At 71.8% G+C, this 15,916-nt stretch carries 12 protein-coding genes; 10 read left to right on the top strand and 2 right to left on the bottom strand.

What is annotated here, in order from left to right; all coding sequences use genetic code 11:
- Positions 1-45: 45 nt before the first annotated feature.
- A complete protein-coding gene (locus tag BOQ63_RS20560) occupies positions 46-1,824 on the bottom strand; it encodes a dolichyl-phosphate-mannose--protein mannosyltransferase (RefSeq protein WP_030286430.1) in 1,779 nt (592 codons plus the stop codon).
- A gap of 105 nt (positions 1,825-1,929) precedes the next feature.
- Here BOQ63_RS20560 and rsmI point away from each other — a divergent pair, with 105 nt between their 5' ends.
- From rsmI to BOQ63_RS20525, 7 genes are all read left to right on the top strand, one after another.
- Positions 1,930-2,799: a 16S rRNA (cytidine(1402)-2'-O)-methyltransferase gene (gene rsmI / locus BOQ63_RS20555; protein ID WP_030286429.1), complete on the top strand. Its 870-nt coding sequence runs from the start codon at positions 1,930-1,932 to the stop codon at positions 2,797-2,799.
- A 236-nt stretch (positions 2,800-3,035) separates the two neighbouring features.
- Positions 3,036-3,470, top strand: coding sequence for a hypothetical protein (locus tag BOQ63_RS20550; protein WP_046386534.1), 435 nt, complete (start codon positions 3,036-3,038; stop codon positions 3,468-3,470).
- A 106-nt stretch (positions 3,471-3,576) separates the two neighbouring features.
- On the top strand, positions 3,577-5,196 hold the full coding sequence (metG, locus tag BOQ63_RS20545; protein ID WP_030286425.1) for a methionine--tRNA ligase: 1,620 nt from the start codon (positions 3,577-3,579) through the stop codon (positions 5,194-5,196).
- Positions 5,196-6,074 (top strand): TatD family hydrolase, encoded by an 879-nt coding sequence (locus tag BOQ63_RS20540; RefSeq protein ID WP_030286423.1) that lies wholly within the window; start codon positions 5,196-5,198, stop codon positions 6,072-6,074. The genes metG and BOQ63_RS20540 overlap by 1 nt, the downstream gene beginning before the upstream one ends.
- A 59-nt stretch (positions 6,075-6,133) precedes the next feature.
- Positions 6,134-7,015 carry a 16S rRNA (adenine(1518)-N(6)/adenine(1519)-N(6))-dimethyltransferase RsmA gene (gene rsmA / locus BOQ63_RS20535; protein ID WP_030286421.1) on the top strand — a complete coding sequence of 294 codons (882 nt, stop codon included), beginning with the start codon at positions 6,134-6,136 and terminating at the stop codon, positions 7,013-7,015.
- Positions 7,012-7,929 (top strand): 4-(cytidine 5'-diphospho)-2-C-methyl-D-erythritol kinase, encoded by a 918-nt coding sequence (locus tag BOQ63_RS20530; RefSeq protein ID WP_030552322.1) that lies wholly within the window; start codon positions 7,012-7,014, stop codon positions 7,927-7,929. Before rsmA ends, BOQ63_RS20530 begins: the two co-directional genes overlap by 4 nt.
- Before the next feature lie 121 nt (positions 7,930-8,050).
- Positions 8,051-9,916: an ABC-F family ATP-binding cassette domain-containing protein gene (locus tag BOQ63_RS20525; protein ID WP_030286417.1), complete on the top strand. Its 1,866-nt coding sequence runs from the start codon at positions 8,051-8,053 to the stop codon at positions 9,914-9,916.
- 22 nt (positions 9,917-9,938) lie between these two features.
- Here the strand turns inward: BOQ63_RS20525 and BOQ63_RS20520 are convergent, their stop codons facing one another.
- Positions 9,939-11,828 (bottom strand): FUSC family protein, encoded by a 1,890-nt coding sequence (locus BOQ63_RS20520; protein ID WP_030286415.1) that lies wholly within the window; start codon positions 11,826-11,828, stop codon positions 9,939-9,941.
- A 319-nt stretch (positions 11,829-12,147) separates the two neighbouring features.
- On the opposite strand from BOQ63_RS20520, the gene BOQ63_RS20515 reads away from it, so the two are divergent.
- The 3 genes from BOQ63_RS20515 (at position 12,148) to BOQ63_RS20505 (ending at position 15,882) form a co-directional block, all read left to right on the top strand.
- The gene (locus BOQ63_RS20515) at positions 12,148-12,711 is read left to right on the top strand and encodes a DUF2563 family protein (RefSeq protein WP_030286414.1); all 564 of its coding nucleotides are present in this window, start codon (positions 12,148-12,150) and stop codon (positions 12,709-12,711) included.
- Between the two features lie 44 nt (positions 12,712-12,755).
- The gene (locus BOQ63_RS20510; protein ID WP_143174752.1) at positions 12,756-14,432 is read left to right on the top strand and encodes a WXG100 family type VII secretion target; all 1,677 of its coding nucleotides are present in this window, start codon (positions 12,756-12,758) and stop codon (positions 14,430-14,432) included.
- Positions 14,433-14,529: 97 nt separating this feature from the next.
- Complete coding sequence (locus tag BOQ63_RS20505; RefSeq protein WP_223885990.1) at positions 14,530-15,882, top strand: S8 family serine peptidase; 1,353 nt, start codon at positions 14,530-14,532, stop codon at positions 15,880-15,882.
- Positions 15,883-15,916 lie beyond the last annotated feature (34 nt).

The raw sequence follows: 15,916 nt of genomic DNA, 5'->3' as shown, positions 1-15,916 counted from the left end.
CCCGGGGGAACGGTGTGTCGGCCGCCCCCCGGCCGGGCCGGCGGCTCAGATCCAGCTGTTGAACCACATCCGGGCGCGCCAGTCCTCCAGCGGGATGGTCTGCCCGGTGAACAGCGGGAAGAAGTACAGGAAGTTCCACATGATCAGCAGCACCAGCAGACCGGCCGTCGCGGAGCCGATGATCCGGCGGTCCCGCGAGGCGCCGGCCGGTCCGATCAGCGCACCGATCAGCATCGTCACGGCGAGGACGAGGAACGGGACGAAGACCACCGCGTAGAAGAGGAAGATCGTCCGCTGCTGGTACAGGAACCACGGCAGGTAGCCCGCGGCCAGGCCGCACAGCAGGGCGCCCGCCCGCCAGTCCCGCCGGAACGCCCAGCGCCACAGGCAGTAGACCAGCGCCAGCACCGCGGTCCACCACAGCAGCGGGGTGCCGATGCCCAGCACCTCGCGGGCGCAGTCGCTGACGGTGCAGCCGTCCTGGCCGAACTTGGGGGACTCGTAGTAGAAGGACACCGGGCGGCCCAGCACCAGCCAGGACCACGGGTTGGACTGGTAGGTGTGGGGGTCGGTCAGGTGGGTGTGGAACTCGTAGACCGTCGAGTGGTAGTGCCACAGGGCGCGCAGGCCCTCCGGTATCCACGGGTAGTCGGTGGAGCGGCCGACCGCCCAGTCCCGGCCCCAGCCGCCCCGGCCGGGCGCGTTGCTGCTGGCGAACCAGCCCCACCAGGAGGCCAGGTAGACGGTCACCGAGACCACCACGACCGACACGAAGGCCGGCACCACGTCCCGGGCCAGCACCGCCAGGTACGGGCGCGGCGCCCCGGCCAGTCGTCGGGCGCCGACGTCCCACAGCACGGTCAGCACGCCGAAGGCCGCCGCGACGTACAGGCCGCTCCACTTGGTGGCGCAGGTCAGGCCGACGCAGACGCCGGCCGCGATCCGGTACGGGCGCCAGCCCAGGTTGAGCCGCTGGGCCCGCGCAGGGTCCGCCACCCCTCCCAGGCGCGCCGCCAGCCGGCCCCGGGTGTGGTCCCGGTCCAGCAGCAGGAAGCCGAAGGCCGCGAGCATCCAGAACATCACCACGAGGTCGAGCAGCGCGGTCCGGCTGAGCACCAGGTGCAGGCCGTCCACCGAGAGCAGCAGGCCGGCCACGCAGCCCAGCAGGGTGGAGCGGAACATCCGGCGGGCGATCCGGGCCAGCATCAGCACCGACAGGGTGCCGAGCAGGGCCACCGCGAACCGCCAGCCGAAGGGGTTCATGCCGAACAGCTGCTCACCCGCGCCGATGATCCACTTGCCCACCGGCGGGTGCACCACGTACGACGCCGTCGAGCGGTACGGGACGGCCGCGCCCGGCGTCATGATCGTCGTGTTGGCGTCCTCCGGCCAGTTGATCTCGTAGCCGCCCTGCCAGAGCGCGTAGGCGTCCTTGGCGTAGTACGTCTCGTCGAAGATGATCGCGTGCGGCTGCCCCAGGTTCGTGAACCGCAGCAGCCCGGCGAACACCGCCACCGCGATCGGGCCCAGCCAGCCGGACCAGCGGCACAGGAAGTACCAGAGGCCCTGCGGCAGCGTGATCCCCAGCCGCAGCAGCACCGGGGACTGCGGGACGCCGGGCTCCGTCACCCCGGGGCCGTCCGGCATCGGCGGGACCAGTCGCTCGGTGAGCGTGCCGGTGGGGCGGGCGCGGTAGCCGTGCCGGGCCAGGCGCTCCCGCCAGCTCAGCGGCGAGCCGGGTGAGCGGGGGGACGGCAGGCCGGCACCGCCCTGCGCGGAGTGGTCCGTACCAGTGGGCGCCTGCGCCGCCGTGTCGCCGTTCATCCGCCACATCGTAGGGGCGCTCCTCGTACGTGTGAGCGGTCCCTCGGAAGCTGCCCGAATCGTCACCAAAAGCCCCGGCGCCCGCGAACTGCAAGGATGGGGCCCGTGACAGGAGTACTCGTTCTCGCAGGCACCCCCATCGGCGACGTCTCGGACGCCCCGCCCCGGCTGCTCACCGAGCTGGCCACGGCGGACGTGATCGCGGCCGAGGACACCCGGCGGCTGCGCCGGCTCACCCAGGCGCTCGGGGTGACCCCGGCCGGGAGGGTCGTCTCCTACTTCGAGGGCAACGAGGTCGGCCGCACCCCCGAACTGGTGGAGGCGCTGCTCGGCGGCGCCCGGGTGCTGCTGGTCACCGACGCCGGGATGCCCTCCGTCTCCGACCCGGGCTACCGGCTGGTGGCGGCGGCCGTGGAGGCGGACGTCAAGGTCACCGCCGTGCCCGGGCCGTCCGCGGTGCTCACCGCGCTGGCGCTGTCCGGCCTGCCGGTCGACCGCTTCACCTTCGAGGGCTTCCTGCCGCGCAAGGCCGGCGACCGGGCCCGGCAGCTGGCCTCGATCGCCGCCGAGCCGCGCACCATGGTCTTCTTCGAGGCGCCGCACCGGATCGCCGAGGCGCTCGCCGCGATGGCCGAGGCCTTCGGGCCGGAGCGGCCGGCCGCGGTGTGCCGCGAGCTCACCAAGACCTACGAGGAGGTCAAGCGCGGGCCGATCGGCGAGCTGGCGGCCTGGGCGGCGGAGGGCGTCAAGGGCGAGATCACCGTCGTGGTCGCGGGCGCCCCGCCGGCCGCGCCCCGGGAGCTGACCCCGGCCGAACTGGCCCGGCTGGTGGCCGTCCGGGAGGAGGCCGGGGAGCGGCGCAAGGAGGCCATCGCGGCGGTCGCGGTCGAACTCTCCGTGCCAAAGCGGGAGGTCTTCGACGCGGTGGTCGCGGCCAAGAAGGAGGCGTCGGGAGAGGCCCTGAAAAAGGGGTGAATTTCCGGGGGTTGCGAGGCGGGCGGGGAGTCGTACGGTGGAGAGAAGGCCCCGGTAAACGCCCGCTGAGCTGAAGTTTCGGTCCTGGTGGGCGGGCTCCGGGAGGCCCTTCGTATAGGGCTTCCCAACCCGCATCCAAGCTTTCACAAGAAGGGCGTCGGACGGGGCGGTCCGGGCATTTCCTGGAATGGAAAGACCCAGCCGGGCGAGCGCCCGACGGGCAGTGGGAGTTGGCTATGAGCGACACGATCGGTAGCCCCCGCAGTGGCAACGCGCTGAACGTCCCCGGCCTGGCGGGGCGGGCGCACACTCCCGTCGAGACCGTACGGGAGGCCTACTCCTTCGCCTGCCTGCGCTGCGGGTACGGCTGGGAGCAGGCGTACGACATCGAGCACCACGTGGCCAGGGACGGCCACATCGTGTTCGAGTACCACGCCAACGGTGTCCGGGTGCCGTCCCCGCTGCTCAAGCCGACCTGCCCGGGCTGCGGTGGCCACACCGTCCGGATCATGCGCGAGGGCCGGGTGGCCTCCGCCGACCAGCCCTGGCAGCACGCCCCCGGCTACCCGGCGCACGCCGAGCCGGCCGGGGCGACCCCGGTGCCCGCGGTGCCCGAGCCCGTGAAGCCGCGCGGGCGCTGGGCCCGGTTCTGGGCGCGGCTGCTGGGCTGACCGTCGGACCCGGGGCCGCCCGCCGCGAGCAGCGCGGCGGGCGGCCCGCCGTTCCGGCCGCAACGCGGTCGAGGGGTGCGTTCGGGCCCGACTAAGCTTGCCGACCATGGCGGCCACTGCAGACCACAGCACCACCGGGGCGAGCGCCCCGGCGTACTACGTTTCCACTCCGATCTACTACGTCAACGACCGTCCCCACCTGGGCCACGCGTACACCACCGTGGCGGGCGACGTCCTCACCCGCTGGCACCGCCAGCGCGGCGAGAAGGTGTGGTACCTGACCGGCACCGACGAGCACGGCCAGAAGATCATGCGGACCGCCGAGGCCAACGGCGTCAGCCCGCAGGAGTGGTGCGACAAGCTGGTCGAGGAGGCCTGGAAGCCGCTCTGGCAGCACCTGGAGATCGCCAACGACGACTTCATCCGCACCACCGAGGAGCGGCACACCGCCCGGGTGCAGGAGTTCGTCCAGGACCTGTACGACAAGGGCGAGATCTACAAGGGCGGCTACTCCGGCCCGTACTGCGTCGGCTGCGAGGAGTTCAAGCTCCCCTCCGAGCTGCTGGACGGCGCCACCGAGGACGAGAAGCTCTGCTCCGTCCACAAGAAGCCGGTCGAGTGGCTGGAGGAGGAGAACTACTTCTTCCGCCTCTCCGCCTACGCCGAGCGGCTGCTGGAGTTCTACGCCGCCAACCCCGACTTCATCCAGCCGGCCTCGGCCCGCAACGAGGTGCTGCGCTTCGTCGAGCAGGACCTCAAGGACCTCTCGATCTCCCGCTCCACCTTCAACTGGGGCGTCCCCCTGCCCTGGGACGAGAAGCACGTCCTCTACGTCTGGGTGGACGCGCTGCAGAACTACATCACCGCGGCCGGCTACGGCAGCGACCCGGAGCGCTTCGCCGAGCTGTGGCCGGCCTCCGTCCACCTGGTCGGCAAGGACATCCTGCGCTTCCACGCGGTGATCTGGCCGGCCATGCTGATGGCCGCGGGCCTGCCGCTGCCCAAGCGGGTCGTCGCCAACGGCTGGCTGATGGTCGGCGGCGAGAAGATGTCCAAGTCCAACCTGACCGGCATCGCGCCCACCGACCTCACCTCGCACTTCGGCGTGGACGCGTACCGCTACTACTTCCTGCGGGCGATCCCGTTCGGCACGGACGGCTCGTTCTCCTGGGAGGACTTCACCGCCCGCTACACCTCCGAGCTCGCCAACGACTTCGGCAACCTGGCCTCCCGGGTCGCCGCGATGGTCGGCAAGTACTTCGGCGGTGCGCTGCCCGCCTCCGCCGCGCACGGCGACGCCGAGCAGGCCGTCGCGGACGGGCTGCGCACGGCCGTCGAGGTCGCCGACCGGAAGATCGGCGAGGAGCTGGACTTCGCCGGCGGCCTCGCGGCGGTCTTCGAGTTCGTCAAGCAGGTCAACGGCTACCTCACCGAGCAGGAGCCGTGGAAGGTCGCCAAGGACGAGTCGGCCGAGGGGCAGGCCCGCCTGGCCACCATCCTCTACACCGCCGCAGAGGCGCTGCGCGGCACCGCCGTGCTGCTCAACCCGGTGATGCCGTCCACCGCCGAGAAGCTGTGGGCCTCGCTGGGCGCCGCCGAGGGCCTCGGCGCGCTCGCCGCGCAGCCCGTCGCCACCTCCGGCGACTGGGGCCGGCTGCCCGCCGGCGCCACCGTCACCAAGGGCGAGATCCTGTTCCCGCGCCTGGAAGAGAAGCCGGCCTCCTGATGCCCGCCAAGGACGACGACCGGTCGACCCCGCCGCCACTGCCGCAACCCCTGGCCGTGGCGGTGGCCGACTCGCACACCCACCTCGACATGCAGGCCGGCACCCCGGCCGAGGGGCTCGCCCGGGCCGCCTCGGTCGGGGTCACCACCGTGGTCCAGGTGGGCTGCGACGTGCCCGGCTCGCGCTGGGCCGCCGAACTGGCGGCCTCGTACGAGCAGGTGCACGCGGCCGTCGCCCTGCACCCCAACGAGGCGCCGCGGATCTTCCTCGGCGATCCGGACGGCTGGTCCGGGCAGCAGCGCCCGGCCGGCGGCCGGGCGGCCCTGGACGAGGCGCTCGCCGAGATCGACGCGCTGGCCGCCCTGCCCCAGGTGCTCGCCGTGGGCGAGACCGGCCTGGACTACTTCCGCACCGGGCCGGAGGGCGTGGAGATCCAGAAGGAGTCGTTCCGCCGCCACATCGAGATGGCCAAGCGGCACGGCAAGGCGCTGGTCATCCACGACCGCGACGCCCACGAGGACGTCATCGCCGTCCTGCTGGCGGAGGGCGCCCCGGAGCGGACGGTCTTCCACTGCTACTCCGGCGACGCCGAGATGGCCAAGGTCTGCGCCGAGCACGGCTGGTACCTCTCCTTCGCCGGCCCGGTCACCTTCAAGGCCAACCAGCCGCTGCGGGACGCCCTGCTGGCCACCCCGCTCGACCGGATCCTGGTCGAGACCGACGCCCCCTTCCTCACCCCGCACCCCTACCGAGGCCGCCCGAACGCCCCGTACCTCATCCCGGTCACGGTCCGCTCGATGGCGGCGACGCTGGGCCTGCACGAGGACGAGCTGTCGGCGGCCGTCGCGGAGAACACCGCCCGGGCCTTCGGGTACTGAGGCTCGCCCCCGGCACCGGTGCGTCCGGGCGCCGGCCCGTGCGCCCGTATCCTTGGCGCGTGAGCACCACCGACCCCACCCCTGACAGCCACCTGCTGGGCGCCGCCGACATCCGGGAGCTGGCGGCCGCGTTCGGCGTGAAGCCGACCAAGCAGCGCGGGCAGAACTTCGTCATCGACGGCAACACCGTGCGGCGGATCGTCCGGGCCGCCGAGGTGACGGAGCAGGACGCGGTGGTGGAGGTCGGGCCCGGGCTCGGCTCGCTGACGCTGGCGCTGCTGGAGGTGGCGCGGCACGTCACGGCGGTCGAGATCGACCCGGTGCTCGCCCAGCACCTGCCGGACACCGTCGCCGCCCGGATGCCCGGCAAGGCGGACTCCTTCGACCTGGTGTTCAGCGACGCCATGGAGGTCACCGAACTGCCCGGCCCGGCGCCCACCGCGCTGGTCGCCAACCTGCCGTACAACGTGGCCGTGCCCGTCCTGCTGCACATGCTGGCGACCTTCCCCAGCATCGAGCGGACCCTGGTGATGGTGCAGAGCGAGGTCGCCGACCGGCTCGCCGCCAAGCCCGGCAACAAGGTGTACGGCGTGCCGTCGGTCAAGGCCAACTGGTACGCCGAGGTGAAGCGGGCCGGCGCCATCGGGCGCAACGTGTTCTGGCCCGCCCCCAACGTGGACTCCGGGCTGGTCTCGCTGGTCCGCCGCGAACCGCCGAAGACCAGCGCCAGCCGCGCGGAGGTGTTCGCGGTGGTCGACGCCGCGTTCGCCCAGCGCCGCAAGACCCTGCGCGCCGCGCTGGCCGGCTGGGCCGGCTCCGCCGCCGGGGCCGAGCAGGCGCTCGCGGCCGCCGGCATCGACCACAAGCTGCGCGGCGAGATGCTGACGGTGGAACAGTTCGCCGCGATCGCCGAGCACAAGCCTGTGAGGGACAGCGAGTGATCACCGTACGGGTGCCGGCCAAGGTCAACGTCCAGCTCGGGGTCGGCGGACTGCGCGCCGACGGGTTCCACGACCTGGCCAACGTCTTCTTCGCGGTCGCGCTGGGTGACGAGGTCACGGCAACCTCCGGCGAGGGCGTGACGCTGACCTGCTCCGGTCCCGACGCCGGGGCCGTCCCGCTCGACGACAGCAACCTCGCCGCCCGCGCCGCCCGGCTGCTCGCCGCCCACCACGGGATCGCCGACCCGGGCGTGCACCTGCACATCGCCAAGGCCATCCCGGTGGCCGGCGGCATGGCCGGCGGCAGCGCCGACTGCGCCGCCGCGCTGGTCGCCTGCGACGCGCTGTGGAAGCTCGACACGCCCTTCCAGACGCTGCTGGAACTCGCCGCCGAACTGGGCTCCGACGTGCCGTTCGCGCTGCTCGGCGGCGTCGCGCTGGGCCGCGGCCGGGGCGAGATCCTGGAGCCGCTCGCCGTCTCCGGCACCTTCCACTGGGTCTTCGCCGTCGCCGACGGCGGGCTGTCCACCCCGGCGGTCTTCCGCGAGTGCGACCGGCTGCGCGAGGAGGCCGGCACCGGCTCCAGCGACACCGACGTCCGCACCCCCGACGCCGACCCGGCGCTGCTCGCCGCCCTCGCCGAGGGCGACGCCGTCGCCCTGGCCGCCGCGCTCGCCAACGACCTCCAGCCCGCGGCACTTTCGCTGCGCCCCTCGCTGGCCGCCACCCTGCGGGCCGGCACCGAGGCCGGCGCGCTCGGCGCCCTGGTCTCCGGCTCCGGGCCGACCTGCGCCTTCCTGGCCAAGGACGCCGAGGCGGCCACCGCTGTCGCCGCGGCCCTGCTGGCCTCCGGCACCTGCCGGGCCGCGCACGCCACGTACGGGCCGGTGCCGGGCGCTTCGGTGGTTTCCTGACGCGTCCGGGGCTGCCGGCCGGGCCCATTAGGCTGGAGTGATCGGGGAGCCCCCGAGAGGGGGCGTCCCACCGCTGAGGGCGGGCCGCCCCGCGACCGCCGAACCCAGGAGCGCAGCACACGTGGCCGTCAACCTCGCCACCATCGAGTCCGTCACGAAGGTCTACGGCACCCGCACCCTGCTGGACGCGGTGAGCCTGGGCGTGAGCGAGGGCGACCGGATCGGCGTCGTCGGCCGCAACGGCGACGGCAAGACCACCCTGATCCGGATGCTCGCCAAGCTGGAGGAGCCCGACGGCGGCCGGATCACCTGGAGCGGCGGCCTCGAACCGGCCGTCCTCACCCAGCACGACTCGCTCGATCCCGAGGCGACCATCCGGCACGAGGTCATCGCCGACCGCGCCGACCACGAGTGGCTCGGCGACGCCCGGATCCGCGACATCATCGAGGGCCTCTTCGGCGGCCTCGACCTCCCCGGCTTCGCCGACGGCCTGGACACCGTCATCGGCCCGCTCTCCGGTGGCGAGCGCCGCCGGATCGCCCTCGCCAAGCTGCTGCTCGGCTCCCCGGAGCTGATCATCCTCGACGAGCCCACCAACCACCTCGACGTCGAGGGCATCAACTGGCTCGCCCAGCACCTGCAGAAGCGCCGCTCCGCGCTGGTCTGCGTCACCCACGACCGCTGGTTCCTCGACCAGGTCTGCACCCGGATGTGGGACGTCCAGCACGGCGAGGTGCACGAGTACGAGGGCGGCTACTCCGACTACGTCTTCGCCCGCGCCGAGCGCTCCCGGATCGAGGCCGTCGAGGAGCAGAAGCGCCAGAACCTGGCCCGCAAGGAGCTCGCCTGGCTGCGCCGCGGCGCCCCCGCCCGCACCTCCAAGCCGCGCTACCGGATCGAGGCGGCCAACGCGCTGATCGCGGACGTGCCCGACCCCCGGGACAAGAGCGAGCTGATGAAGTTCGCCAACGCCCGGCTCGGGAAGACCGTCTTCGACCTGGAGAACGTCACCGTCAAGGCCGGCCCCAAGCTGCTGCTGGAGAACCTCACCTGGCAGCTCGGCCCCGGCGACCGGATCGGCCTGCTCGGCGTCAACGGCGCCGGCAAGACCTCACTGCTGCGCGCCATGCGGGACGCGTACGCCTCCGAGGGCGACGTGCAGCCGGCCTCCGGCGTGATCAAGGTCGGCAAGACCGTGCGGCTGGCCTACCTGTCGCAGGAGGTCGCCGAACTGGACCCCGAGACCCGGGTGCTGCAGGCCGTCGAGCAGGTGCGCTCGCGGGTCGACCTCGGCAAGGGCCGGGAGATGAGTGCCGGGCAGCTGTGCGAGCAGTTCGGCTTCGGCAAGGACAAGCAGTGGACGCCGGTCGGCGACCTGTCCGGCGGCGAGCGGCGGCGGCTCCAGCTGCTGCGGCTGCTGATGGACGAGCCCAACGTGCTGTTCCTCGACGAGCCGACCAACGACCTGGACATCGAGACCCTCAACCAGCTGGAGGACCTGCTCGACGGCTGGCCCGGCTCGATGGTCGTCATCAGCCACGACCGGTTCTTCATCGAGCGGACCACGGACGTCGTCCACGCGCTGCTCGGCGACAAGAAGATGCGGATGCTGCCGGGCGGCGTGGACGAGTACCTGGAGCGGCGGGCACGGATGGCGGCCGCCACGGCTTCTTCCTCGGCTTCCTCCGGTTCCTCCGCCTCCTCCGGTTCCTCCGCTCCTTCCGGTTCCTCCGTCGGCGCTCCGGCTGGTGAGGGTGCCGCCGCCGGGCTGTCCGGTGGGGACCTGCGCGCCGCGAAGAAGGAGATGCAGAAGCTGGAGCGGCAGATCGCCAAGCTGGACGAGAAGGAGTCCAAGCTGCACACCCAACTCGCCGAGCACGCCGCCGACTTCTCCAAGGTCGCCGAACTGGACGGGCAGCTGCGCGCCGTCCGGGAGGAGAAGGAGGAGCTGGAGATGAGCTGGCTGGAGCTGGCCGAGCAGGTCTGAACCGCCGCCTTCCGCGGCCGAACTACCGCTTCCTGAGCAGTACTTCGAGTTCGTCCGCCGCACGGCCCAGCGCACTGAGCGCCGGGTCGTGCGGCGCACTCGGCCGGGCCGCCGGGCTGGTCGGCGGCCGGTGCTCACGGGCCGCGGCGGTCAGTTCGTCCAGCGCCCGGCGGACCCGCTCCGTCTCGGCCGGGTCCGGCACCCGGCCGCCGTACCGGACCTGCGCGGCGAACGCCGCCACCGCGCCGCCGAGCCGCTCCAGCGCGGCCGTGGCCGGCAGCCACTGCTCGGCCAGCCGCCCGGTCGGCGGCGGCTCGGCCAAGCCCTGCCGCACCTCGTGCCGGGCGTCCGCCAACGACCGGTAGGCCGTACGGCGCAGCCACACCTCGCCCGTCCTCCGGTGGTCGGTCACCGCGTCCAGGTAGGCGCGCAGCGCGGTCGTCGCGGTGACCAGCCGGGGCTCGATCCGGTGGCGCGGACGCTCCGGCCACAACAGGTAGCCGAAGAGCAGCACCACCGCGCTCGCCAGCACGCTGTCCAGCACCCGGGGCCAGAACTCGGCCGCGCTGCTCTGCCCGCCGAGTTGGAGCAGGACCAGCGCCATCGGCGTCATCACCAGGGTGTTCAGCCCGTAGTGCGCCGCCGTGGCGTACGGCAGCAGGGCGACGCAGAGCGCCGCCACCGCGGTCAGCGCCCACTCCTCGGTGGTCAGCGACAGCAGCGCCGCCGTCACCGCCACACCGAGCACCGTGCCGACCGCACGGCTCACCGCGCGCAGGAACACCGAACCGAGATCCGGCTTCAACACGAAGGCGATCGTCATCGGCACCCAGTAGCTCCTGCTCAGCGGGAAGTTCGCCGTCACCACCGAACCCGCCGCGATGCACAGCGCCACCCGCAGGCCGTACCGGACCGACGGTCCCGACAGCAGCCCGGCCCGCAGCCGCCACGGGTCCGGCGGGGGCGCCGGAGCGGTACCGATCCGCGCCGGGCGGCCCGCCACGGCCTCGGCGGCGGCCCGCAACGCCACGTCCAACGCCTGCCGGGCCGGGGTGTCCGGCCCCCAGTCCGGCACCACCACCTCGCCACCGCCCCGCCGCACCGCCTCCGCCAGCAGCCCCGGCACCGCGGCCACCTCCGGCGGGACGGGCCGCCAGGCCCACAGCAGGCCCGTCGCCGCCTCCGTCGCGGCCAGGGCCGCCTCGTACATCGGGCGCAGGCCGGCGCGGTCCGGGCGACGGCGGTTCGGCAGCAGGTCCTGCAACTGGTTCAGCCGGGCCGTCAACACCCGGCGCGCGCCCGCGCCCCGCACCGTGCCCAGATCGGCGAGGGTGCGGCCGAGGGCCTCGTACACCGCCGCCAACGCCCGGTTGCGCGGATCGGAAGCGGGCCGGCGGTGCGCGGTGGCCGGCAGGCCCAGCAGCACCACGAACGCGGCACCCACCAGCATCATCGGCGCCGCCGCCCACCACGGCCCCGGCAACGGCATCCCGCTGCCCAGCGCGGCCGACACCAGCAGCAGCATCCCCGCCGCCGAGCCACGCGGACCGGTCGCACTCAGCGCACCCGACACGAACGCCGTCAACGTCAGTCCCACGCCGAGCACGGCGGCACCCACGTGCGCGTGCTGCAACGCCGTACCGACCAGCATCCCCGACGCCGAAGCCGCCACCGCGGACCCGACCCGGCCCACCCGCAGCAGCACCGGCTCGACCCGGTCGTTCATCGTCGCGTGCATCGCCCCGAGCCCGGCGAACACCCCCAGATCCAGCCGATGCGACAGCAGCCCGACGCTCAGCGGCACCGCCAACCCGACCGCCGCCCGCACCATCAACACCACCGGCACCGGCGGCCGCGCCGGCCGCACGGCACGGGCCCACCAGGGGGTCGGGATCTGCTCGTGCGCAGGCATGCCGTCACGTCCGTTCTGCGGCCTCGGGTCGCTGCTGTGCGACGTTGCGCGGCAGATGGGGCGTACCGGGTCAGTCTACCCAGCGGCCGGAAGCGGGTTGTACGTGTCAAGTTCGTACCGATCGAGCCCGGGCAGGCCAAGGTCCCTGCCGGTCCGACAGGGGCGGTGGCTACCATGACGGAGGCGGCAGACCGCCCCCAGGGCGGGCGGTCGAACCGACCAGGACGGTCAGACCCAGAAGTTGACGGTGTGTTGCGGCCGGAAGGGCCCGGGAGTAGCCGCCCGGGCGTCCGGCCGTACGGGGGAGGAGTGGATTGCTGTGACGGATCCGACGAGCAGCGCGCCCAGCGCGGGGACGACGCCGGCGGGGGCCAGCCCGACTGGCGGGGGCGCGTATACCTTGCCCGCCAACCCCAAGATGTACGGCCCCACCATCAGTGAGTCGCAGACCTATTCGAGCGCCCAGGACCTCGTGACCGCCTTCGGTGGGCAGAACGTCAAGATCGAGATTGACACGCTCACTGTCTTCGCGAACAAGGTCGAGGCGCTGCTCCAAGCGATGGAGGGGTCAGCGGCCGCGCCGTACAACATGAAGGAGCAGAAGCTTCAGGGTACGGACTTGGCCAGCGCCACGTTCACGGAGGCGACGGACCTCACGACCGCCTACGGCAAGGTGCATGCGGAGCTCGTCAGGCTCCACAAGGACTTCTTGTCCCAGATCACGGCCATGAAGGACGCGGTCGCAAAGTCGGCGGGCGCCTACCAGACGAGCGATGACAATGCGGCGGCTGCGCAGAAGGCGGTCGCGCAGAGCGCGGGCGTGACCACGCCGAAGGTGGCGGCGAACAGGCCTGCATCGAAGGGCGCCGAGGCCGACTACTAAAGAGCGGCTCGGGGGAAGACGTACGGGGAGACGGGGAGCAGGTAATGGCAGGCGAAACCAAGTTCGATGATTTCCAGCACCAGCAGCTCATTGACATGGTGCAGCACACCAACCCCACCGTGGTGCTGAGCCGTGGTAATCAGCTTGGGCAGGCTGGTCGCGTTCTGAAAGAGCTGAGCGACGCCCTCAAAGCGCATCTCGGTAACATTGTCTGGGAAGGCCAGGCCGCGGAGAACTTCAAGACCTGGGCTGGAAACCTACAGCAGTCGGCGGAGTTGCTGGGTAAGTACTCCACGGGTGCCGGTGACGCCATGCACCTGGCCGGTGAGACGCTCAGCACCGTCAAGTCCGGCATGCCGCCCGTGCCGTCCGATGCCCTCAACTGGGTGAACACCCGTAAGACGCAGAAACCTGATCCTGTGGTGCTCAACCGCCTGAAGTTGACCACCTTGAATCCGGATGGCAGCGGCCCTTCCACCGCGCAAATCGATGCGGCGATGAGGCAAAGCGTAGGTGACGCGTGGGTCACTGAAACGCAGGCAATGGCCGGATCCCGTGAGCTTTATACGGCGCATCAGGATGCCATCCATCAGATGGAGAAGCTCGGGCAGGCCTACATCGCGGCGACGACGACACTGAACGGGCTCGGCGACAACGTGGTGTTGCCGGGGACACCTGATACGAACCAGAACGATTCCACGGCGATTTCCCGCGGCGGGGATAGCGGCGGTGCCTACGGCGGTTCCATGCGTGCTCCGCGAACGAGTGGTGGCAGCACCGGCGGGAGCTACAGCCCATCCGGTGGAACCTACGGCGGCGCCACCATGAGGCCCCGAGACCCGTCGACAAGCTGGCAGGACCCCTCCTACCCGACCCACCACGGACCGGTCCCCCCGTACGACCACGGTCAGCTGCCTCCGCCGCCGCAGGACCCGGGCACCCCCACCACCCCGCCGTCCCACCCGTCGGGCCCGATCACCCAGCCGGGTACCGGCCTCGACAGCATTCCGACCCTGCCGGACCAGACCTCCCCGGTCGGTCCCGGTAGCGGCCCCGTCCTGCCGAGCGGCCCGAGCGGAACTCCCGCCTACCCGGGTGGCCCCAGTGGCCCCAGCAGCCTGCCCGGCCTGCCGGGCGGCGGGCCCATCGGCGGCTTCCCGGGAGGGACCAGCAGTGGCTCCGTTCCGGCCAAGGGCATCGGCAGCATCCCGGGCAAGGGCGGCGGCTCGGTGCCCCTCCGCACCGGCCCGTTCAACGGCGGCTCGGTTCCCGGCAAGGCCGGCACCCCGGGCCTGCCCAGTGGAACGGTCTTCGGCCGGGAGGGCGCGGCGAGCGGCGGGCGGGTCGGCGGATCGTCCATGGGCAGCGGGATGGGCATGCACCCCGGCATGGGCGGCGGCCACGGTGTCGGCGGCGGTGTCGGCGGCTCGCGTGGTCGGGGCCTGACCTCGACCGCCGGTGGAACGGTCGGCGGCCGCAAGGGCCCTGCTGCCGGTGGGGAGTTCACCCCGGGCGGTACGGGCCTGCGCAACCGTGCAGCCGCAGCGGGAGCCGCCGAGGGCGGTTCCCGGTCCGGGCAGAACGGCATGATGGCCCCGGGCGCGGGCGGCCACGGCGGCAAGAAGGACCGCGACCGCCGCAACCGCGCGGACTACCTCCACGAGGACGAGGAGACCTGGACCAGCGGTACGCCGCACAGCAACCCGGACGTGGTTGAGTAAGACGCTCTGTCTGCCCGGTCACTGGGCTCACCCAGTGACCGGGCAGATCTGTTTTGGCATGCTTCCCTGGTCGCGGGGAGGACGACGAGGAGTTGTGATGGGGCGGACGAACGTGCGAATGCGTTGGCGGGCTGCAACTGCGGCACTTCTGGCGGCGGGAGTCGTAGTCGGCCCCATTGCAGCGGCGGCGGCTGCGGACGGATCGATTCGAGAGAAGCAGTGGCACCTGGACGCCATGCATGCGTCGGAGATGTGGAAAGTGTCCAAGGGGCAGGGAATCACTGTTGCGGTGATCGATGGTGGATTCAAGCTGGACCATCCAGACTTGGTAGGGCAGTTTCTGCAGGGCAAGGACTTTAGTGGCAGTTCTGGTGGCGTAGGGTCGTATGGCGACGGACACGGCACGGAAATGGCGAGCCTGATTGCCGGCACCGGCGAGAGTGTCGGAGGGACGGGAGCTTACGGCCTGGCACCTGGCGCAAAGATCCTTCCGCTCAAGATCAATAACGGTTCAGTCTCCGGAGCTTCTCCGACCGACTTTCTTGACCAGATCGGCCAGGCGGTGAATTATGCGGTCGATCACGGCGCAAAGGTCATCAATATCTCGCAAGGTATGGATGCGGCCAGATTTGCTTCGGATGACGTGGTCAAGCTGAGTGGTATTCTTGCGCAGGCGAGGGCCAAGGGGGCGCTGGTCGTGGCAAGCGTCGGGAACCAGGCGCAGTCGGGAAACCCTGTCTCCTACCCGGGAGGATTGCCAAACGTTGTAGGCGTCGGAGCACTCGATCACGACGCTGTAGTGACGTCGGAATCCGAACAGGGGCCGCAGGTGATCCTTACTGCGCCGGGCATGGATATCGTCGCAGCCTGTGCCGCTGATACTGGATACTGCAAGAGCCACGGCACATCCGATGCGGCTGCTCTAGTTTCTGCTTCGGCTGCATTGGTGTGGTCGGTGCACAAGGACTGGACTGCGAATCAGGTTTTGCGGGTTCTCATCAATACGGCGGGCAAACCGCATGACGGGAGTGTACGAAATGATCTCGGCGGCTACGGCTCCGTGCGCCCCCGGGTCGCGTTGACAGATCCGGGGGATCCCGGCCCGGCGGATGTGTCGCCGATTCCGGTCGCGCCCGTGCCCACGGCGAGTCCATCTGCATCTGCGGCTTCGCCAGCTCCTGCGTCGTCGTCGAGTCCGGGCGACAGCCCGTCCGAGGTGGCGGTGGGTGTGCCGACTGCACGCCCGAAGGCTGACGCGTCGTCCGGGTCGAGCGGCGGACTGCCCGTCGTGGGTGGAGTGGTGGCTGGGCTGGCGGTTGTGGGCGGGGTGGTGTTCGCCGTGTTGAGGCGGAGGAAGGCTGTTGCCCAGCCTGCGGCCGCCGTGCCGCTGGTGGCTCCGCCGGCGTACCAGCCGCCCGTGCCGCCGGAGGACAACCCGTACGCGAAGTAGTCCAGTTGTTGCAGGGGGATCGGGTGGGGAGCCA

This window comes from Streptomyces viridifaciens (assembly GCF_001888885.2).
Taxonomy (GTDB): Bacteria; Actinomycetota; Actinomycetes; order Streptomycetales; family Streptomycetaceae; genus Kitasatospora; species Kitasatospora aureofaciens.
Note: the sequence above shows the minus strand (reverse complement) of the source record. Positions and strands in the feature narration are given on the sequence as shown.

What these genes read in the sequence shown, in the direction of transcription:
- BOQ63_RS20560 (WP_030286430.1), bottom strand. Translation starts at nt 1,824, where the DNA reads ATGAACGGCGACACGGCGGCGCAGGCGCCCACTGGTACGGACCACTCC.
- BOQ63_RS20550 (WP_046386534.1), top strand. Translation starts at nt 3,036, where the DNA reads ATGAGCGACACGATCGGTAGCCCCCGCAGTGGCAACGCGCTGAACGTC.
- metG (WP_030286425.1), top strand. Translation starts at nt 3,577, where the DNA reads ATGGCGGCCACTGCAGACCACAGCACCACCGGGGCGAGCGCCCCGGCG.
- BOQ63_RS20540 (WP_030286423.1), top strand. Translation starts at nt 5,196, where the DNA reads ATGCCCGCCAAGGACGACGACCGGTCGACCCCGCCGCCACTGCCGCAA.
- BOQ63_RS20520 (WP_030286415.1), bottom strand. Translation starts at nt 11,828, where the DNA reads ATGCCTGCGCACGAGCAGATCCCGACCCCCTGGTGGGCCCGTGCCGTG.
- BOQ63_RS20510 (WP_143174752.1), top strand. Translation starts at nt 12,756, where the DNA reads ATGGCAGGCGAAACCAAGTTCGATGATTTCCAGCACCAGCAGCTCATT.
- BOQ63_RS20505 (WP_223885990.1), top strand. Translation starts at nt 14,530, where the DNA reads ATGGGGCGGACGAACGTGCGAATGCGTTGGCGGGCTGCAACTGCGGCA.